We start from the raw sequence: 18,631 nt of genomic DNA on the forward strand, positions 1-18,631 counted from the left end.
ACAGCCCCTCATGCGTTGTTGCGAAGCCTTGCCGTACAGGCGTACTGTCTGCGGCTTCGACGCCTAGCCTGAGGGGCTGTCTTGCCGTTGTGGTGGAGTTTTTAGGTGAACGCGCGCTGCGTTGGCCGCCGTGTGGGTGCGGGATCCGGGTTTTATTGCGTTTTTACTGGCAGACCTGTGGGCTGGATGTATCCGAGCTTCCAGGCGATCAGCACGCAGAGAAACAGCACAATGGAGAGCGCTATGCGCGCGGTGAGTGCCCAGGCCATGCGCTTGCTGCGGGCGCGGTCGTCGCCTTTTCCGCGCATCATGAAGAAGAGCGCGGAGCCCAGGCTGGCGAGGATGGCCAGGAACGCGAGGGCGACGAAAATGGATTTCATGGAGAGCATTATTACGTGAATACGGTGAGCGGCGGGCAGGGGCCCGGATGGCGGTTCTGGATCATCACGCTGGCGGCATTGACCACCATGGTGGTGACGGCCTCGCTCGGGCGTTGGCAGCTGTCGCGTGCTGCGCAGAAAGAGGCGCTGCAGCAGGCGATGGATCGGCGCATGGCCGAGCCACCGCTGGCCGTGGCGGAGTTTCTCGCGCAGGTGCGTGCGCTGGCGCCTGCCGATGCGCAGAACGCGGAGCCCCGGAGCGATCCGCTGCTGCACAGGCAGGTGAAGCTCACGGGCCGCTGGATCGCCGACAAGACCGTGTATCTCGACAACCGGCAGATGCACGGGCGGCAAGGTTTCTTCGTGATGACGCCGCTGCGCTTGAGTGATGCGCCTGCGACGCCGCAGCAGCCGTCCGTGGTGATGGTGCAGCGTGGCTGGGTGCCGCGCAATTTCGAGGATCGCACGCGGCTGCCGGAGATCCGCACGCCCGAGGGCGAGGTGCAGGTTCTGGGCCGCGTGGCGGCGCGTCCGGCGCGGCTCTATGAATTCGACACATCCGGAAACAACGCAAGGGCTTCCGCGATCCGGCAAAATCTCGACTTGGTCACCTTTGGGGCCGAGACGGGCCTCCCACTGTTGCCGTTGTCTGTCGTGCAGACGGCGGGCGATGCGGACGACGGCCTGCTGCGTGATTGGCCGGCCGTTGATTCCGGCGTCGACAAGCATTACGGTTACGCATTCCAATGGTTCGGGCTATGTGCCCTGGTGGCAATCCTCTATGTCTGGTTCCAACTCATCCGACGCTTCCTTCGCCCACGCAGCCAGCCGTCCGCCTGAGGCGACGACGGCGGCCGAGAGCCCGCTCGCGTTCACCGTGCACAGCATGCCGAGCGCGGGCGCAGCCATGGCCGATGCCGAGGCCAAACAGTTGCGCTCCGGGCGCTGGAAGATGCTCTCGGTGCTGCTCGTCTGCGCGGCGCCGGTGATCGCTTCGTACTTCACCTATTACGTGGTGCGCCCGGACGGCCGCCGCAACTATGGTGAGCTGATCCAGCCGCAGCACGCGATGCCCGCGAACGCCATGGTGACCGCATTGGATGGCAAGAGCGGCCCGCTGGACGAACTGAAGGGCCAGTGGCTGCTGGTGAGCGTCGCGCCTGCGGCGTGTGACGAGACCTGCCGCAACCATCTCTATCTGCAGCGCCAGTTGCGCGAGAGCCTTGGCAAGGAAAAGGAGCGCATGGACTGGGTCTGGCTGGTGAGCGATCAGGCGCCTCTCCCCGCCGAGATTGCACCGGGTCTGGCGCAGGCGACCGTGGTGCGCGCTGAGCCCTCGATGATCGCGCAGTGGCTGCAGCCGGCTGCCGGGCAGACGCAGTCCGACCATCTGTACGTGGTCGACCCCATGGGCCATTGGATGATGCGCTTTCCCGCCAGGATGGACCGCAAGAGCGCGTCGCAGGCCAAGCGCGATCTGGATCGCCTGCTGCGCGCGTCGTCGTCCTGGGACAAGGCGGGGCGCGACGAGGAGATCGTGAAGCCATGAGCTTGAACGCGAGCGACATGCAACCGCTCTACGACTTTGCCCCGGTGCTGGAGTTGATGGCCTTCGGTCTGGTGATCGCGCTCGCGCCCATCACCTGGGTGTGGCTGCGCAATCGCCACCATACGCCCGTGCGCAAGCTGCAGGCGCTGACCGTGCTCACGCTGTTCCTCACCTTCGATCTGGTGCTGTTCGGCGCATTCACGCGCCTCACCGATTCGGGCCTGGGCTGCCCCGACTGGCCGGGCTGCTACGGCAGCTCCAGTCCCGTCGGCGCGATGGCGGAAATCACCGCCGCGCAGTCCGCCATGCCCACCGGCCCCGTCACGCACGGCAAGGCTTGGGTGGAGATGATCCACCGCTATCTCGCGACGACCGTCGGCGTGCTCATCATCGTGCTGACCGTGGGGGCGTGGCGGCAGCGCCATCAGGCCAGAAAGCAGAAGGCGCCCGAGCCCGCGCTCAGCCCGTGGTGGCCCACGTTCACGCTGTTCTGGGTGTGCCTGCAGGGCGCGTTCGGTGCGTGGACGGTGACGATGAAGCTCTTTCCCGCCATCGTCACGCTGCACCTCATCGGTGGTTCCGTGCTGCTGATCCTGCTGTGCGTGCAGGCCGTGCACAAGACGTTGAACAGCAAGCATCTGCAGCCCGTCCAGATTCCGCGCGGAATGTACGTCGCGATGGCCGTCACCGGCCTGCTCGTCATCGTGCAGACATTGCTCGGCGGCTGGGTCAGCACCAACTACGCGGTGCTCGCATGCACCACTTTCCCGACATGCCAGGGCAGCTGGTGGCCCGCGATGGATTTCTCGCAGGGCTTTCAGATCTGGCGCGAGCTTGGCCTGCTCAAGGATGGCAGCCATATCAGTTTTCAAGCGCTGACCGCGATCCACTATGTGCATCGTCTGGCCGCCTACATCGTGCTGGCCGCGCTGATCGCGCTGGCCTGGCGCATGCATCGCGCGCAGGTGCTGCGCGATCAGACGCGCTGGCTCGCGGGGCTCACGCTGCTGCAGTTTCTCACGGGCCTGTCGAACGTCGTTCTCGACTGGCCACTGGTCGCCGCCGTGCTCCACACGGGTGGTGCGGCAGCGCTGCTGGTGGTGCTGACGTGGGGCCTGGCTGCAAGCAGACCGGCGGGCCACGCCACCGTCTCCGCTTCCATCAGAGCCGAGCAGAACAAGGTGCGCGCAAGCACCACGAAAGTTTCCGTATGAGCGCCGCTCCTTCTCCTTCACCGTCGACTTCTTCTTCCACCGCACCGGCCGCAGCGCCCAAGCCTGCCGCGACCGCCGCGCACCTGCCATCGCGCTTCTCGCAGTTCTATGCGCTCACCAAGCCGCGCGTGGTGCAGCTCATCGTGTTCTGCGCCTTCATCGGCATGGTGCTCGCCGTACCCGGCATGCCCAGCCTCGAGCAATGGGGCCTGATGGCGATCGCCAGCGCAGGCATCTGGCTGGTGGCCGGAGCGGCGGCCGCCTTCAACTGCATCGTGGAGCAGGGCATCGACGCCAAGATGAAGCGCACCGCCTGGCGCCCCACGGCCAAGGGCGAGCTGTCGAACTCGCAGACGCTGATCTTCTCGGCGGCGCTGTGCGCCATCGGCTCGGCCATTCTGTACGTGCTGGTCAACCCGCTCACCATGTGGCTCACCTTCGCCACCTTCGTGGGCTACGCGGTGATCTACACCGTGATCCTCAAGCCGCTCACGCCACAGAACATCGTGATCGGCGGCGCATCGGGCGCCATGCCTCCGGTGCTCGGCTGGGCCGCGATGACCGACCACGTCGGCCCCGAGGCGCTGATCCTGTTTCTCATCATCTTCCTGTGGACCCCGCCGCACTTCTGGGCCCTGGCGCTCTACCGCGTCGAGGACTACCGCAAGTCCGGCCTGCCGATGCTGCCCGTCACGCACGGCAACGAGTTCACGCGGCTGCAGGTTTTTCTCTACACCATCATCCTGTTCGCCGGTTGTCTGATGCCTTTCGTCTACGGCATGAGCTCGTGGATCTATCTTGCGGTGGCCGTGGTGCTGAGTCTGGGTTTCTGCTGGTATGGCTTCAAGCTCTGGCGCAATTATTCCGACGCGCTTGCGCGCAAGACCTTCCGTTTCTCCCTGATCCACCTGAGCGCGCTTTTCGCGGCGCTGCTGGTCGATCATTACGTCCTGTGAGAAGAATGAATTCCAAGCGTATGAACACCGACAAGCGTGATGCACTGAAACGACTCGCCCTTTGGGGCGCGGCCACCTCCTCGCTCGCCACCATGCTCGCCGCATGCTCGCCGTCCGCGCCCTCGTCACCCCAATTTCAGGGCGTTGACGTGACCGGTGCCGAATACGCCAAGGACTTCCCGCTCCTGGACCAGAATGGCAAGCAGCGCAGCATCAAGGACTTCGCGGGCAAGGTGGTCGTGGTGTTCTTCGGCTACACCCAATGCCCCGACGTCTGCCCCACGACGATGAGCGAACTCGCCGAGGTCAAGCGCTCGCTGGGAGCTGATGGCGACAAGCTGCAGGGCGTCTTCATCACCGTCGACCCAGAACGCGACACGCCCGAAGTGCTCAAGGCCTACATGGCGAATTTCGATCCGACCTTTGTGGGGCTGGTTCCTTCGCTGGAACAGCTTCCTGCGCTCGCCAAGGAGTTCAAGATCTATTACAAGAAGGTGGACGGGAAGACGGCGACGAGCTACACGATGGACCATTCGGCGGGTAGCTACATCTACGATACCAAGGGGAATCTGCGGGTCTATTCTCGGTATGGGTCGGGGGGGGCGGCACTTCTTTCTGATGTCAAAGCGCTGCTTGCTGGTTGATTTTTTGCTTCTGTTCTTTGTTTGAGTTCAGAGGCCGGGTCTCGCCCCGGCGGGCGAGTAACTTTTCGCTTGCGCGCGAAAAGTCACCAAAAGCGCGCTTTGAAGTCCTCCGGCAGAACTCGCTATGCGCTGCGCGCGCCGCTCGAACAACCGCCGGAAATCAGTTTGGAAGAGGTGTTTGCGGCACGTTGCTTCGCTCGTGCCGGGGTGCTTGCTGAGTTGGGTTGAGGGGCAGACGCCCACTGTTCTTTTGAGTGACGTTGATCCAGCGAGCAAATCAAAAATCGCGCAGCGCTGGCACCCCAGCATCTCGCGAAGTCGCGAGATGCCCGGCACGAGCGAAGCAATGTGCCGAAAGCACCTCTTGTGAAAACTCTGACTCGCGGCGGTTGCCCGAGCGGCGCGCGCAGCGCAAAGCGAGTTCTGCCGCGGGTATTGAAAAACGCATTTTTGGTGACTTTTTGGGCAAGACCAAAAAGTTACTCCGCCGCCGGGCGGAACTCCCGGCCTCCACCCTAAAACCCGCCACTCCCCTTTAACCAGAAGGCAAAAAATGAGGCAAGAGGTCCGCCAACCTCAACAATTCACTCCGCCCGAATCCCCTGATCCTTGATGATCTTCCCCATCACCGCCGTATCGGCCTTGATCCGATTGGCCAGCCCCTCAGGCGAAGACCCCACAGCCTGCCACCCCTGCTGAAACATCTTCGTGCGCACTTCAGGAGAACGCGCAATCTCGATCAACGCATCGGACAGCCGCGCCTGCAGGTTCGCGGGCATCGTCGACGGCGCAGCAAACGCGTTCCACATCTCCAGATTCAGATTCGGCACACCCGCCTCGGCGAGGCTGGGCACGTCCGGTGCGAGCGTGCTGCGTCCTGCGGCCGTCACGCCGATCAGGCGCAGTTTCCCGGCCTTTTCCTGAGCGAGCGCCAGGGCCGGAGGCAGCAGGGCCATCTGCAACTGGCCGCCGAGCATCGCCTGAGCGACCTGTGGGTATCCGGGGTAGGGCACGTGCACGGGCGCGATGCCGGTGCGGACCTTCATCAGTTCCGTGCCGATGTGGCCCACGGTGCCCACGCCGGGCGTGCCGTAGCTCCACTTGTCGCCCGCCTTTTTGGCGGCTGCGAGGAAGGCGCGCGCGTCCGTGCCGTCGGGGGCGTCGGGCAGATGCACCGGCGCTGTCAGCACGAGTGGCGAAACGCCCACCAGCGTGAGCGGTGCCAGATCCTTCTGCGGGTTGTAGGGAACGCGCTTGTTGATCAGGTTGGCGACGGTCAGGTTGCCGTTGATGAACAGGCCGATGGTGTGATCGTCACGCGACTTGGCGATGTGGTCGGCCGCGATGTTGCCGCCAGCGCCGACCTTGTTTTCGACGATCACCGGATGGCCGAGCTTCTTGGACAGCGGCTCGGCAAAGGTGCGCGCCGTCAGATCGGGCGAGGAGCCACCGGGAAAGCCAACCACGATGCGCAGCGGCTTGTTCGGCCAGCCGGGCGTGGCGTCAGCGCCTTGCGTGGCGGAAAAAGCCGGGCCACTGGACAGGGCCGCGAGCGCGAGCGTCATTGCCGTCGTGCCCAGCACCGTGCGGCGGGCCTTGGAGAATGGAGACATGGGGTTGGAGTCTTTCTTTCGTCTGCACCAAAACAAAAGCGCGCAGCTCCTTGAACGGATCTGCGCGCTTGCAATTATCGCCCTGCGGCCCGCAAGGGCCCGGGAGCATGGGCTCAGGCGTACTCGGCCAGTGCCTTTTTCATCTTCTTCATCGCGGCCACCTCGATCTGGCGGATGCGCTCGGCGCTTACGCCGTAGACGGCGGCCAGATCATGCAGCGTCATGCCGCCCGATCCATCGTCGTTCACCTTCAGCCAGCGCTCTTCCACGATGCGGCGGCTGCGCTCGTCGAGGCTCTCCAGCGCGGTGGCGATGCCGTCGCTGGCAAGGCGGTCACGCTGATGGTTCTCGATCATGGCCGTGGGCTCGTGGCTCGCGTCCGACAGGTAGGCGATCGGGCCGAAGGCCTGCTCGCCGTCGTCGCTCGGAGCCGGGTCGAGCAGCACGTCGCCTCCCGACAAGCGGGTTTCCATCTCGATGACTTCTTCGCGCTTGACATTCAGCTGTTCCGCCACCATATCGATTTCATGGTCGGACAGCGTGTCACGCACGACGGCAGCATCGTCCATGGCCGATTCGGCCTTGAAACCCTGCTTCATCGAGCGCAGATTGAAGAACAGCTTGCGCTGAGCCTTGGTGGTCGCCACCTTGACCATGCGCCAGTTCTTCAAAATGTATTCGTGGATTTCGGCCTTGATCCAGTGCATGGCGTAGGACACCAGACGCACACCCTGATCGGGGTCGAAGCGCTTGACGGCCTTCATCAGGCCGACATTGCCTTCCTGGATCAGGTCGCCGTGCGGCAGCCCATATCCGAGGTATTGGCGCGAGATGGAAACCACGAGGCGCAGGTGCGAGAGCACCAGACGACCGGCGGAGTCCACGTCGCTGTCATTCTTGAGGCGCCGGGCAAACGTCTGCTCTTCCTCCACGGTCAGCAGAGGCAGGCGGTTCACGGCGGAAATATATGCGTCCAGATTCCCCAGCGGCGGCACCAGAGCCCAGGGGTTTGTGGGCGCCAGAGACGTCGAGGAGGATGTAGCTTGCAGGTTCATCAAAGACATCCTTTCATCACCAATTCGGTTCATGTTAGCACTCTGTTGGAGTGAGTGCTAAGCCATAAGTTCCCCACTTTTTTACTTGGGTACTGAATTTCTGATTGCAATAGCAGAAAGACCATACCGATCAAGCATTTATCAGGGAAATGTCACTGAATTTCGAGCTCGATTTCACCCAGTGGCAGCACCGGAAATCCGAAACTCCGACGGGTTTTCGGCTGTTTCAGGATGATGCAATCGGCTTTGTTCTAGCGCAGTCGTTGAATTTTGACTGCGCGTGTCGGAAAAGTTCGCGTCGCCGGACGTCTTCACATTTCTTTTCTCAGGTGCGCAAGGTGTCTGCATCGGGTGACGCAGGCCGCCACAGGCAGACCTCCCGCCCATCGTCATCCTGTCCCCAGGCCTCCCACCCGAGGCTGCGGGCGACCTCGGCGGCCAGCGATTCATACCAGGCAGAGTGCGCGGACTCGTTGTAGGGATATCGCAGCTCAAGCAGATTGACGTGCTTGGGTGGTGGAGCGCCTTGCCGGACGGCGTAGTTGCCCGCTGCGGAGCATGCAAAGGCCTCCAACGTGGCGCGCGGCTTGTGGTCCCTGATGACGTTGAACAACCCATGCCCGGTGCCTTGAAGCCCGGGCTGGTGAGCCAGCAACGTGACAAGGGTGTTCAACGGGATGGAGCGACCATGGGCGGCGTCGGATCGGATGGCTAAATAGATGGTCATTCAAACATTTCAAATGTCAGAGTTGCTTTCCAATTCCGATGTGGCAACTTTGAACCGCAGAGGAATTGCGACGCTCCCGTTTCAGTTCCCTACGGTCGACACCGCCTTCTTCGCTCCCACATCCACCTTGAGCTGGAAGATGTCGGGCCGCGCATAGTGGCCGCTGGCGTCGAAATCGAACTTGCCGCGCGGCACCATGATTGGGTCGATGTCGGCGTAGAGAATGGTTTCGGCCTCGTAGTTGGGGCCGGCCATCACTGCGCCGGTCGGGTCGATGATGGCACTGCCGCCGCGCAGCAGCACGGTTTCGGGATCGTTGCCGAGGCTGCATTCGAAGTCGGCGGGGTAGGCCTCGCGGCGCAGGAACTGACAGGCGGTCAGCACGAAGCAGCGGCCCTCGAGCGCGATGTGGCGCATGGTGGGCAGCCAGGTGTCGCGGTCGTCGGCGGTGGGCGCGCAGTAGATGCTCACGCCCTGGCTGTACATGTGCATGCGCAGCATGGGCATGTAGTTTTCCCAGCAGATCACCGCGCCGATGCGGCCGTAGGGCGTGTCCACGGCCTGCATGGTGGAGCCGTCGCCGAAGCCCCAGATCAGGCGCTCGCCCGCCGTGGGCATGAGCTTGCGGTGTTTGCCGACGAGGCCGGCCTTGCCGCTGAAATACAGCGCCGTGCAGTACAGCGTGCCGCCGTCGCGTTCGATGCAGCCGATCACGACGACGGATTCGGTCTCCTGCACCGCTTCGTTGAGGATCGCGATCTCTTCGCCGTCCATATCGATGGCCTGGCTGTAGTAGGTGGCGTAGGCATCGCGTGCCGTGGGCTTGCGCAGGCCGATGGGGCTGCCGAAGCTGTTGCCCTTGGGGTAGCCACCGAGAAAGGCTTCGGGAAACACCTGGACCTTCGCGCCGTGGCTGGCGGCTTCGCGGATCAGCGAAGCGGCCTTGAGCGCGCATTCGATGCTGTCGGTGGGAATGGAAGAGGCCTGGATCACTGCGGCCTTGAAGGGCTTGGTCGCGGTCGTCATGTCGTGTTGTCTCCTGCAGTTGTTGGAATCGTTCCGTCAGTCTGTCAGTCGCGATGACTTTTATACGCGAGTTGGCGGATTGCAGGGGGCTATCCGGCACTTGGTGGCGGTGAATTCGAACGGCCGAAGACGGCGGACAATGTCCAGATCGAAGGCGTCAATGACGCGAAAGGACAGCGATGCGCGAACTCGACACCCATATGCCTCCGGTGAGCGTGCTCACCACCACGGTCGGAAAGGAAGAAGATGCCCGCCGCATCGCGAGCACGGCGGTGCGCGACCGGCTCGCGGCCTGCGTGCAGGTGGAGCGGATTGCGTCGCACTATGTGTGGCAGGGCACGCAGTGCGAGGACGAGGAGTGGCGTCTGGTGTTCAAGACGCTGCCGACGGGCATGTTCGCGCTGCTGCGCTGGCTGCGCGCCCAGCACCCGTACGACCTGCCGCAGATTCTGGTGCGCGAGGAACAGGCCTCGCGTGAATACGCGGCGTGGGTCGAGGATCGGCTGAAGGTCTGAAGATCAGGCCGACTTCAGACCATTTTTCAGGCCGCTTTGCCGGGCTTCTTGCTGACGATTTCAGGCAGCGAGGTGATGCTCGAATTCACGTTCACGCTGCGCGCGATGCGCACGTAGGGACCGTTGAAGCGGCACACCACTTTGTCGCGGAAGGCCGATTCGACGAAGGTCCAGGTCATCTCGAAGGTGCGTGAATCTGTCCACTCGCCGGTCGCCACCACTCGCATGTTGTCGGGCTGGTATTCGTGGTGCAGCTTGTTGCCGGTGACGGTGGTCGAGCCTTCCACGGCCTTGCCGACACCACATTGCACGACATGCGTGCCACGATCATCTTCCATGGTGAAACGGCACTGCCCTTCGCTGAAATCGAACTTCACCGAGCGGACCTTCTCCGTGTTGTCGGCGAACTCGTAGGAGTGGCCCGAGATGGTTTCGGCCAGCGGCGATTGCGTGGCGCGCGGTGTGGGCATCAACTGCAGCTGCTTCAAGCGAGACGACAGCTTGGCGTTCGCGGCGGGCTTTTCTGCCTTCTCGAATGCCTTGGGGAAATGCTTGTAGACCGCCTTGGCGAGAAAGCCCGCGCCCGATGGGTTGGCGCAGTTCATCGCGATGACGGCATTGTGCTCGGGGAACACCATCGAGTATTGGCCGAACAGGCCGTCGGCCAGATAGACGCCGTTCGGGCCCAGCCACCACTGGTAGCCGTACTGACCCGGCGTATGAGGCTGCTGCACGGCCTTGACCCATTCGGCAGGCAGCAACTGCTTCCCTTTCCATTGACCGTTTTGAGCGTGCAGGATGCCGAGCTTGAGTGCGTCCGCGGTCTTCCAGGACAGGCCGTTCGCGCCGGGCGAAATGCCTTCGGGACCGACGTCCCATTCATAGCCTGTGATACCCAGCGGCTCGAAGAAGCGCGTCTTCAGATAGTCCGCAGTGGACTGGCCCGTGGTCTTGGTGATGATGGCCGAGAGCATGTAGGTCGCGGCGCTGGTGTAGACGAACTTGGTGCCGGGCTCAAACTTCACTGGAATCTTGAAGAACTCCGCAATCCAGCTGGTCTTGATCGGACGCCACACCGAGCCCGAGGTCATCTTTTCGTGGCCGGTGCGCATGGTCAGCAGATCGCGCACGGTCATCGCGGCGAGATTCGCGCTCACGTCGGCAGGCAGATGCTCTGGGAAGAACGAAACGACCTTGTCGTCGAGCTTGAAACGACCCTCGGCGATCGCCATGCCCACGGCGCTCGCGGTGACGCTCTTGGTCAGCGAGTGCGTCATGTGGATGCGCTCGGGACCGTAGGGCTCCCACCAGCCTTCGGCCACCACATGGCCGCTGCGCCAGAGCATGAAACCGTGCATCTCGTAGGCGTTGCGCTCGACCTCGTCGAGAAAATCCATGATCGCGGCGGACGACACGCCCTGCGATTCAGGCGTTGCGCGCAGCAGGCCGTCTGTTGGAAAAGCGAGTGGAGCCGTCGCGGCGGTGCGGGCCAGCGCGCCACCGACCGAAATGGCTGCGGCGCCGCCCAGCGACAGCCGCAGCAGGCCGCGTCGCGAGAGTTCGAGGGATGGGGGTGTGCTCTGCATGCAAGGTCTCCTGTGCGTGTTGTAGATGGAATCGTTGAGACCGATTCTGGGGAGCGAATCTGTCAATCGGCTGTCAATCAATGAACAGGATTCCTTGCCGTGGAATGCGGCAACGCGGGCGTAGCAGTGGCATCCCATCAAGAAAAAGCCCTGCACGAAGGCAGGGCTGATTGGGGGGGGCTGCTTGGGGGCGCTCAGGCCAGCAGCGCCTGAGCAAACTCACGTGCGTTGAAGGTTTCGAGGTCTTCGACCTTTTCACCCACGCCGATGAAGTAGACCGGGATCGGCTTTTCCTGCGCGATGGCGGCCAGCACGCCGCCCTTGGCGGTGCCGTCGAGCTTGGTGACGATGAGGCCGGTGAGCTGCAGCGCTTCGTCGAACGCCTTGACCTGGTTGAGCGCGTTCTGGCCGGTGTTGCCGTCGATGACCAGCAGCACCTCGTGCGGGGCGCTCGCGTCGGCCTTGGTGACCACGCGCTTGATCTTCTTGAGCTCTTCCATCAAATGCAGCTGCGTGGGCAGGCGGCCTGCGGTGTCGACCAGCACGACGTCCTTCTTGCGGGCGCGGCCGGCGCTCACGGCGTCAAAGCTCACTGCGGCCGGGTCGCCGCCGTCCTGGCTGACGATCTCGACGGTGTTGCGCGTGGCCCAGACGCCGAGCTGCTCGCGCGCGGCAGCGCGGAAGGTGTCGGCGGCGGCCAGCAGCACGCTTTCGCCGTGGTCGGCCAGGTGCTTGGTGAGCTTGCCGATGGAGGTGGTCTTGCCCGCGCCGTTCACGCCCGCGACCATGATCACGGTGGGCGTGTGGGTGCCGATGGAAAGCGACTTCTCGAGCGGCTTGAGCAGGTCGGCGAGCGCGTCGGCCAGCAGCGCCTTCACGGCGGCGGGGTCGGTGGTCTTGGAGTCCTTCACGCGCTGCTTGAGGTCGGCCAGCAGGTGCTGCGTGGCCTTCACGCCGGTGTCGGCCATGAGCAGCGCGTCCTCGAGCTCTTCGTAGAGCGCATCGTCGATCTTCGTTCCGGTGAAGATCGTGGAGATGCTGCTGCCGGTCTTGCGCAGGCCGGCCTTGAGGCGGTCCATCCAGCCCTTGCGGTCACCTGCGTCGCTCGGTGCCTCGGGCTTGGCCTGGGGTTCCTGAACGGCGGGCAGGTTGTCCGAATTGCCCGATGATGCCGGCGGGTTATCCGCTTGCGGGGGGGTATCCTTGCTGGCAAACGGATTGCGCAGCCAGCTCTTGGCACCCGAAGCGGCCACCGGCTTGTCGGTGGTTTCGGGTGCAGGCGCGGACGCGGGAGCGCTCGGGACGGGCGTTTCAGCGGGGTCTGAAGATTTTTTCTTGAAGAAACTGAACATTGTCGGGTACTTAGAATCCCATCCATTCTATGAAACAAGCCATTTCCATTCTTGGCCTGCTGGCCTGTGCGCATGTCTCGGCGTTTGCCGACACGTCCGCCAACCCCGTTTCCAACCAGCCCGCGCCCGCCGCCGCGGCGGTGAAACCCGAAGCCACGACGGCCGATGGGGCGCAGCTTTTCACGCTGAAAAATGGCATGCAGCTGATCGTCAAGCCCGACAAGCGCGCGCCCACGGCGGTGCACATGGTCTGGGTGCGCGTGGGCGCGATGGATGAGGTGGACGGCACGACGGGCGTGGCCCACGCATTGGAACACATGATGTTCAAGGGCACCGCCAAGATCGCGCCCGGCCAGTTCTCCAAGCGCGTGGCGGCGCTGGGCGGGCAGGAGAATGCCTTCACCACGCGTGACTACACGGGCTACTACCAGCAGATTCCCTCGAACCGGCTGAAGGACGTGATGGAGCTGGAGTCTGACCGTTTTGCCAACAACCAGTGGCCGGACGAGGAGTTCAAGAAGGAAATCGAGGTCATCAAGGAAGAGCGCCGCATGCGCACCGAAGACCAGCCGCGCTCTGCGCTGTTCGAGCAGTTGAACGCGACGACCTATACCGCATCGCCGTACCGCCGCCCGGTGGTGGGCTGGATGAGCGATCTCGACTCGATGACGCCGCAGGACGTGCGCGAGTTCCACAAGGCCTGGTACGTGCCGCAGAACGCTGCCGTGGTGGTGGCGGGCGATGTGGACGTGGACAAGGTGCTGGCGCTTGCCGAGCAGACTTATGGCCAGATTCCGCAGGGCGTCGTGCCCGCGCGCAAGCCGCGCACCGAGCCTGTGCAGAAGGGCATCCGCCGCATCGATTTCAAGGCGCCCGCCGATCAGGCTTTCGTCGCGATGTCGTTCCGCTCGCCCAGCCTGCGCCGCGTGGACCAGCTCACCGACGAGGATCGTGACGCGCTGTCGCTGCTGATGCTCTCGGCGGTGCTGAGCGGCTATGACGGCGCGCGCCTCGACCGTGCGCTCACTCAAGGCGCTGACCGCGTGGCCGACAGCGCGGGCAGCTCGGCATCGATCATCGGACGCGGCCCGGGCAATTTCATCCTGACCGGCGTGCCCGCTCCCGGCAAGACGACCAAGCAGGTGGAGGACGCGCTGCGCGCACAGATCACCCGCGTGGCCAAGGAGGGCGTGAGCGAATCGGAACTGGCGCGCGTGAAGGCGCAGTGGACGGCGTCGACCGTGTACGAGCGCGATTCGCTGTTCGGCCAGGCCAACGACCTCGGCGGCAATTGGGCCGAGGGCTTCCCGCTCGACGCCGACGACCAGATCCTCAAGCTGCTGCGCAATGTCACGCCGGACCATGTGAAGTCCGTGGCGCAGCGCTATTTCGGCGACGACCAGCTCAATGTCGGCACGCTGCTGCCTCAACCCGTGGCCCCCGGCGCCAAGCACCCAGCAGCGCAGCAGGGCGCGGGCGGCGACCGCATGCACTGATCGACCATGGCCACGAAACGGATTGAACAAGATATGTTGATGATGACGAAGCAAAAAAGTCTCATGAAGACGACGGTGCGTGCAGGCCTGCTCGGCGCGGGTCTGGCGATGTGCGCGCATTCGGCATGGGCGCTGCTGCCCATCCAGCACTGGACCGAGTCCAACGGCGCGCGCGTGTGGCTGGTCGAAAGCCCGGCGATTCCGATGGTCGACGTGCAGATTGATTTCGACGCGGGCGCACGACGCGATCCCGCGCAGCAGATCGGGCTGGCGAGCGCCGCCGCAGGCATGAGCTCCAAGGGTGTGCGCGCCGGTGCGGGCGGCAAGGAGCCTGCGCTCGAAGAGAATGCGCTGGGCGAGGCGTGGGCCGATCTCGGCGCGAGCTTCGGCGCGAGCGCCGAGCGCGACGGCTTTGTGTATTCGATGCGCTCGCTCACTGATCCCGAACTCCTGGCCAAGGCCGCGAATCTGGCCGCGCGCCAGATCGGCGAGCCGAGCTTTCCGCAGAACGTCTGGCAGCGCGAGCGCTCGCGCTGGGAAGCGGCGCTCAAGGAGGCCGCGACCAAGCCCGGCACCGTCGCGAGCAAGGCGTTCGCGGCCGATGTCTACGGCAAGCATCCCTACGGTTATCAAACGACCGCCGAGTCACTGCAGCGCATCAATGCGGGCGATCTGCAGGCGTTCCACAAGCGCTATGTGCAGACCTGCGGCGCGCGCGTGAGCATCGTCGGCGCGCTCGACAAGGCGCAGGCGCAGCAACTCGTGAACAAGCTGCTCTCGCGCCTGCCCGCCAAGGCGGCGGGTGACTGCGCCAAGCTGCCCGAGGTGCCGCAGGTGCAGCCGCTCACCAAGGCCACCGAGCAGAACATTCCTTTCCAATCCGCTCAGGCGCACGTGATCATCGGCCAGCCCGGCATCAAGCGCGACAACCCGGACTTTCTCGCGATCCTCGTGGGCAACCACATTCTGGGCGGCGGCGGTTTCACGTCGCGCCTGACGCAGGAAGTGCGCGAAAAGCGCGGTCTGAGCTACAGCGTGGGCAGCGGCTTCTCGCCGGGCCTCGACGCGGGCGCGTTCGTCGTCGGCCTGCAGACCCGGCCCGACCAGGCTGCGGAAGCGGTCAAAGTCTCGCGGGACGTGGTCAAGCAGTTCGTCGAGCAAGGCCCGACCGAGGAAGAACTGCGCGCCGCCAAGGACAACCTGATCGGCGGCTTTGCACTGCGCATCGACAGCAACCGCAAGCTGCTCGGCAACGTGACCAACATCGCATGGAACAACCTTCCGCTCGACTATCTCGAGCACTGGACCGACCGCGTCGAGGCGCTGACCGCCAAGGACATCCGTGACGCATTTCAGCGCATGGTGCAGCCCGAGCGCATGGTCACCGTGATCGTGGGAGGCAAGCAATGAGACCGCGTTCGACCATGCTGAGCGAAGCCGCAAAGAAAAAAGCCGCCGCCGCGAAAAAGCCCGCACCCGCCGCCTCACATGGCGCGGGTGAAGTGCGCATCGTGGGCGGCCTGTGGAAGCGCACGCGCCTGCCCGTCGCCGACCGCCCGGGCCTGCGCCCCACGCCCGACCGCGTGCGCGAGACCCTGTTCAACTGGCTGGGTCAGGACCTCACCGGCTGGCAATGCATGGACGCGTTCTCGGGAACCGGCGCGCTCGGTTTTGAAGCCGCATCGCGCGGCGCGGCGCAGGTGCTGATGAACGAGGCGGACATGGGGCTGGTCACCCAGCTCAAAAGCATCGCGGCCAAGCTCAAGGCGGACAACGTCCGCGTGTTGCGGGGGGACGGGGTGGCTGCGATCAAGCAGTGCGCTTCGGGCAGCATGCATCTGCTGCTGCTGGATCCGCCGTTTGACAGCGCGCTGTTCAAGCCTGCGTTGGAGGCGGCTGCCAAGGCTGTGGCCGTTGACGGGTTTGTTTACCTGGAAGCTCCGCGGGAGTGGAGTGAGGATGAGGTGCTTGCTTTGGGGTTGGAGCGGTTCCGGCATTTGAAGGCCGGGGCGGTGCATGCGCATCTGCTGCGTCGTTCTTGATGTTTTTGTTTTTTGGGTTTTCGGTTTTTTGTTTTGAGGGCGGAGGCCGGGACTGCCCCCGGCGGGGCAATCACTTTTTGCTTGCGCGCAAAAAGTAATCAAAAACGCGCTTTCAATACCTCCGGCGGAACTCGCTGCGTTCCTTCGTCACTCCGCTCGGGCAACCGCCGGAAGTCAGTTTGAAAGAGGTGTTGCGGCACGTCGCTGCGCTCGTGCCGGGGTGTTTGCAGAGTTGGGTTTAGCTGCAAATGCCCACTGCTTTTTTGAACGAAGTCGATCCCGAGAGCAAGTCAAAAATCGCGCAGCACTGGCGCACCAACATCTCGCGAAGTCGCGAGATGTTCGGCACGAGCGCAGCGAAGTGCCGAACATTCCTCTTGGTTAAACACTGAATCGCGGCGGTTGCCCGAGCGGCGCGCGCAGCGCAAAGCGAGTTCTGCCGCGGGTATTGAAAAGCGCATTTTTGGTGACTTTTTGGGCAAGACCAAAAAGTTACTCCGCCGCCGGGCGGAACTCCCGGCCTCCGCCCTCAACCAAACAACAGAAGCCAGCTAGCTAGCAAAAAGAAAGTCACCCCTTGAGGCCAGGAAAATCCTCCTCAAAAAACTCATGCTCCCCGCGAGCAGCGGCTTGTACCTTCAACACCTCATCCTTGCGCAACTGCACCCGACGAATCTTCCCGGAGATCGTCTTCGGCAACTCATCGACGAACTCGATGCGCCGCACCCGCTTGTAGGGCGCGAGCCGCGAGCGGGCGAACGCAAAGATCTCCTCCGCGAGTTCGCGGCTCGGGGGTGTGCCGGTGGTGAGGATCAGATAGGCCTTGGGAACGGCAAGGCGCACGGGGTCGGGGCTCGGGACGATGGCGACTTCGGCGACGGCCTCGTGCTCCATGAGTGCGCTTTCCAGCTCGAACGGACTGATGCGGTAGTCGCTGGCCTTGAACACGTCGTCGGCGCGGCCCACGAACGTGATGTAGCCGTCGGCATCGCGCTCTGCCGTGTCGCCCGTGTGGTAGTAGCCCTCGCGCATGACCTGCGCGGTCTTTTCGGGGCTGTCCTCGTAGCAGACCATCAGGCCTGTGGGGCGGGGCGAGAGGCGCAGTGAGACCTCGCCCTCGTTGCTCTCCTTGTCGTCCACGTCGAGCAGCACCACGTCGTAGCCGGGCAGCGGTCGGCCCATGGAGCCGGGCTTGAGCGGCTGGCCCGGCGTGTTGCCGATCTGCGCGCAGGTCTCCGTCTGCCCGAAGCCATCGCGCAGCGTGAGGCCCCAGGCGTCACGCACCTGGTCGATGATCTCGGGGTTCAGCGGTTCGCCGGCGCCGATCACTTCGCGCAGCGTGAGGCGCTCGCGCCACGGGCTCAGGTCTTCCTGGATCATCATGCGCCAGACGGTGGGCGGAGCGCAGAGGCTGGTCACCTGGTGGTCCTGCATGGCCTGCAGCAGGGCCTTGGCGGAGAAGCGCGCGTAGTTGTAGATGAAGATGGTCGCGCCGGCGATCCATGGCGCGAAGAAGCAGCTCCAGGCGTGCTTGGCCCAGCCGGGCGAGCTGATGTTCAGGTGCACGCCGCCGGGCTGCAGACCGATCCAGTACATGGTCGAGAGATGGCCGACGGGGTAGCTCTGGTGGGTGTGCAGCACGAGCTTGGGTTTGGAGGTCGTGCCGCTGGTGAAGTACAGCAGCAGCGGATCGTCGGCGAGCGTGCGGCCCTCGGGCGCGAAGACGGTCGTGTGATCCACTGCATCGGCGAACGCATGCCAGCCGTCCTGCCGCGCGCCGACGCAGATGCGCGTGTAGTCGCCTGCGAGCTGGGTGAACTTGTCGGTGTGGGCGCTCGCCACGACGACATGGCGGACCTGACCTCGGTCGAGGCGGTCCTGCAGATCATCGGCGGTGAGCAGCATGGTTGCGGGAATCATCACCGCGCCGAGCTTGATGCAGGCGAGCATCAGCTCCCACAGTGCAAGCTCGTTGCCCAGCATGAGCAGCACGCGGTCGCCGCGCTTGACGCCGAGGCTGCGCAGCCAGTTGGCTACCTGCGACGAGCGCGCGCTCATCTCGGCGAAGCTGCGGCGCGTCTGGCTGCCGTCCTCCTCCACGATGTGCAGCGCCACGGCCTCGTTGCCGCGCGCCATGTGGTCGAAGTAGTCGAGCGCCCAGTTGAATTCGCCAAGCTCGGGCCAGCGGAATTCCTGGTAGGCGCGTTCGTAGTCGGTGCGGTGCTTCTGCAGAAAATCGCGTGCGGCGATGAAGGCGTCGCGTGATTGCTCGGGGCCGATGTGGGGCGTCGCAGTGCTGGGAGTGGACGTGGGCACGGACATGGTCGTTTGTCTCCTTGAAGGCGTTCTGGTGGTTCTTTTGTCATCGGCGCAGGCGCGAGACATGCCTTGAATGTAGAGCGATTGCCCGTGCCGCCGCGGTACGGTTCCCGCAACGCTGGTAGCAATATGCGCCAGAAATCCGGACGCATGACAC

At 64.0% G+C, this 18,631-nt stretch carries 17 protein-coding genes; 9 read left to right on the forward strand and 8 right to left on the reverse strand.

Annotation, left to right across the window (positions count from 1 at the left end):
* Positions 1-152 precede the first annotated feature (152 nt).
* Complete coding sequence (locus ISG32_RS02055; protein ID WP_194769346.1) at positions 153-380, reverse strand: twin transmembrane helix small protein; 228 nt, start codon at positions 378-380, stop codon at positions 153-155.
* An 87-nt stretch (positions 381-467) separates the two neighbouring features.
* On the opposite strand from ISG32_RS02055, the gene ISG32_RS02060 reads away from it, so the two are divergent.
* Genes ISG32_RS02060 through ISG32_RS02080 form a run of 5 tightly spaced genes read left to right on the forward strand, consistent with a single transcriptional unit; the run spans position 468 to position 4,743 of the window.
* Positions 468-1,220: an SURF1 family protein gene (locus tag ISG32_RS02060; protein WP_194769707.1), complete on the forward strand. Its 753-nt coding sequence runs from the start codon at positions 468-470 to the stop codon at positions 1,218-1,220.
* Positions 1,162-1,929: a hypothetical protein gene (locus tag ISG32_RS02065; RefSeq protein WP_194769347.1), complete on the forward strand. Its 768-nt coding sequence runs from the start codon at positions 1,162-1,164 to the stop codon at positions 1,927-1,929. The genes ISG32_RS02060 and ISG32_RS02065 overlap by 59 nt, the downstream gene beginning before the upstream one ends.
* Positions 1,926-3,143 (forward strand): COX15/CtaA family protein, encoded by a 1,218-nt coding sequence (locus ISG32_RS02070; RefSeq protein ID WP_228529532.1) that lies wholly within the window; start codon positions 1,926-1,928, stop codon positions 3,141-3,143. Before ISG32_RS02065 ends, ISG32_RS02070 begins: the two co-directional genes overlap by 4 nt.
* Positions 3,140-4,099 (forward strand): heme o synthase, encoded by a 960-nt coding sequence (gene cyoE / locus ISG32_RS02075; RefSeq protein ID WP_194769348.1) that lies wholly within the window; start codon positions 3,140-3,142, stop codon positions 4,097-4,099. Before ISG32_RS02070 ends, cyoE begins: the two co-directional genes overlap by 4 nt.
* A gap of 5 nt (positions 4,100-4,104) precedes the next feature.
* Positions 4,105-4,743, forward strand: coding sequence for an SCO family protein (locus tag ISG32_RS02080; RefSeq protein ID WP_407645015.1), 639 nt, complete (start codon positions 4,105-4,107; stop codon positions 4,741-4,743).
* A 584-nt stretch (positions 4,744-5,327) separates the two neighbouring features.
* Here ISG32_RS02080 and ISG32_RS02085 read toward each other — a convergent pair.
* The 4 genes from ISG32_RS02085 to ISG32_RS02100 form a co-directional block, all read right to left on the reverse strand.
* On the reverse strand, positions 5,328-6,356 hold the full coding sequence (locus ISG32_RS02085) for a Bug family tripartite tricarboxylate transporter substrate binding protein (protein ID WP_194769349.1): 1,029 nt from the start codon (positions 6,354-6,356) through the stop codon (positions 5,328-5,330).
* A 113-nt stretch (positions 6,357-6,469) separates the two neighbouring features.
* Positions 6,470-7,411: an RNA polymerase sigma factor RpoH gene (rpoH, locus tag ISG32_RS02090; RefSeq protein ID WP_194769350.1), complete on the reverse strand. Its 942-nt coding sequence runs from the start codon at positions 7,409-7,411 to the stop codon at positions 6,470-6,472.
* Between the two features lie 325 nt (positions 7,412-7,736).
* Positions 7,737-8,138 (reverse strand): hypothetical protein, encoded by a 402-nt coding sequence (locus ISG32_RS02095; RefSeq protein ID WP_194769351.1) that lies wholly within the window; start codon positions 8,136-8,138, stop codon positions 7,737-7,739.
* An 81-nt stretch (positions 8,139-8,219) separates the two neighbouring features.
* Positions 8,220-9,164, reverse strand: coding sequence for a carbon-nitrogen hydrolase family protein (locus ISG32_RS02100; RefSeq protein ID WP_194769352.1), 945 nt, complete (start codon positions 9,162-9,164; stop codon positions 8,220-8,222).
* 179 nt (positions 9,165-9,343) lie between these two features.
* Here ISG32_RS02100 and cutA point away from each other — a divergent pair, with 179 nt between their 5' ends.
* Positions 9,344-9,679, forward strand: coding sequence for a divalent-cation tolerance protein CutA (cutA, locus tag ISG32_RS02105; RefSeq protein ID WP_194769353.1), 336 nt, complete (start codon positions 9,344-9,346; stop codon positions 9,677-9,679).
* 26 nt (positions 9,680-9,705) lie between these two features.
* On the opposite strand, the gene ISG32_RS02110 is transcribed toward cutA, so the two are convergent.
* Positions 9,706-11,265, reverse strand: a complete 1,560-nt coding sequence (locus ISG32_RS02110) for a serine hydrolase domain-containing protein (RefSeq protein ID WP_194769354.1) — start codon at positions 11,263-11,265, stop codon at positions 9,706-9,708.
* A gap of 194 nt (positions 11,266-11,459) precedes the next feature.
* Positions 11,460-12,617, reverse strand: a complete 1,158-nt coding sequence (gene ftsY, locus ISG32_RS02115; RefSeq protein WP_194769355.1) for a signal recognition particle-docking protein FtsY — start codon at positions 12,615-12,617, stop codon at positions 11,460-11,462.
* A gap of 29 nt (positions 12,618-12,646) precedes the next feature.
* Here ftsY and ISG32_RS02120 point away from each other — a divergent pair, with 29 nt between their 5' ends.
* The 3 genes from ISG32_RS02120 (at position 12,647) to rsmD (ending at position 16,155) form a co-directional block, all read left to right on the forward strand.
* On the forward strand, positions 12,647-14,113 hold the full coding sequence (locus ISG32_RS02120; RefSeq protein ID WP_194769356.1) for a M16 family metallopeptidase: 1,467 nt from the start codon (positions 12,647-12,649) through the stop codon (positions 14,111-14,113).
* 63 nt (positions 14,114-14,176) lie between these two features.
* Positions 14,177-15,523, forward strand: coding sequence for a M16 family metallopeptidase (locus tag ISG32_RS02125; RefSeq protein WP_228529533.1), 1,347 nt, complete (start codon positions 14,177-14,179; stop codon positions 15,521-15,523).
* A gap of 14 nt (positions 15,524-15,537) precedes the next feature.
* Positions 15,538-16,155, forward strand: coding sequence for a 16S rRNA (guanine(966)-N(2))-methyltransferase RsmD (rsmD, locus tag ISG32_RS02130; RefSeq protein ID WP_407645022.1), 618 nt, complete (start codon positions 15,538-15,540; stop codon positions 16,153-16,155).
* A gap of 570 nt (positions 16,156-16,725) precedes the next feature.
* Here the strand turns inward: rsmD and ISG32_RS02135 are convergent.
* On the reverse strand, positions 16,726-18,477 hold the full coding sequence (locus ISG32_RS02135) for an AMP-binding protein (protein ID WP_194769358.1): 1,752 nt from the start codon (positions 18,475-18,477) through the stop codon (positions 16,726-16,728).
* Positions 18,478-18,631: the final 154 nt, after the last annotated feature.

Source organism: Diaphorobacter caeni, from assembly GCF_015354245.1.
Classification (GTDB): Bacteria; Pseudomonadota; Gammaproteobacteria; order Burkholderiales; family Burkholderiaceae_C; genus Diaphorobacter_A; species Diaphorobacter_A caeni.

Coding starts and splice junctions, on each gene's coding strand:
- ISG32_RS02065 (WP_194769347.1), top strand. CDS start 1,162: ATGTCTGGTTCCAACTCATCCGACGCTTCCTTCGCCCACGCAGCCAGC.
- ISG32_RS02100 (WP_194769352.1), bottom strand. CDS start 9,164: ATGACGACCGCGACCAAGCCCTTCAAGGCCGCAGTGATCCAGGCCTCT.
- ISG32_RS02085 (WP_194769349.1), bottom strand. CDS start 6,356: ATGTCTCCATTCTCCAAGGCCCGCCGCACGGTGCTGGGCACGACGGCA.
- ISG32_RS02120 (WP_194769356.1), top strand. CDS start 12,647: ATGAAACAAGCCATTTCCATTCTTGGCCTGCTGGCCTGTGCGCATGTC.
- cutA (WP_194769353.1), top strand. CDS start 9,344: ATGCGCGAACTCGACACCCATATGCCTCCGGTGAGCGTGCTCACCACC.
- cyoE (WP_194769348.1), top strand. CDS start 3,140: ATGAGCGCCGCTCCTTCTCCTTCACCGTCGACTTCTTCTTCCACCGCA.
- ISG32_RS02110 (WP_194769354.1), bottom strand. CDS start 11,265: ATGCAGAGCACACCCCCATCCCTCGAACTCTCGCGACGCGGCCTGCTG.
- ftsY (WP_194769355.1), bottom strand. CDS start 12,617: ATGTTCAGTTTCTTCAAGAAAAAATCTTCAGACCCCGCTGAAACGCCC.
- ISG32_RS02055 (WP_194769346.1), bottom strand. CDS start 380: ATGAAATCCATTTTCGTCGCCCTCGCGTTCCTGGCCATCCTCGCCAGC.
- ISG32_RS02060 (WP_194769707.1), top strand. CDS start 468: ATGGTGGTGACGGCCTCGCTCGGGCGTTGGCAGCTGTCGCGTGCTGCG.
- ISG32_RS02135 (WP_194769358.1), bottom strand. CDS start 18,477: ATGTCCGTGCCCACGTCCACTCCCAGCACTGCGACGCCCCACATCGGC.
- rpoH (WP_194769350.1), bottom strand. CDS start 7,411: ATGAACCTGCAAGCTACATCCTCCTCGACGTCTCTGGCGCCCACAAAC.
- rsmD (WP_407645022.1), top strand. CDS start 15,538: ATGCTGAGCGAAGCCGCAAAGAAAAAAGCCGCCGCCGCGAAAAAGCCC.
- ISG32_RS02095 (WP_194769351.1), bottom strand. CDS start 8,138: ATGACCATCTATTTAGCCATCCGATCCGACGCCGCCCATGGTCGCTCC.
- ISG32_RS02080 (WP_407645015.1), top strand. CDS start 4,105: ATGAATTCCAAGCGTATGAACACCGACAAGCGTGATGCACTGAAACGA.
- ISG32_RS02125 (WP_228529533.1), top strand. CDS start 14,177: ATGAAGACGACGGTGCGTGCAGGCCTGCTCGGCGCGGGTCTGGCGATG.
- ISG32_RS02070 (WP_228529532.1), top strand. CDS start 1,926: ATGAGCTTGAACGCGAGCGACATGCAACCGCTCTACGACTTTGCCCCG.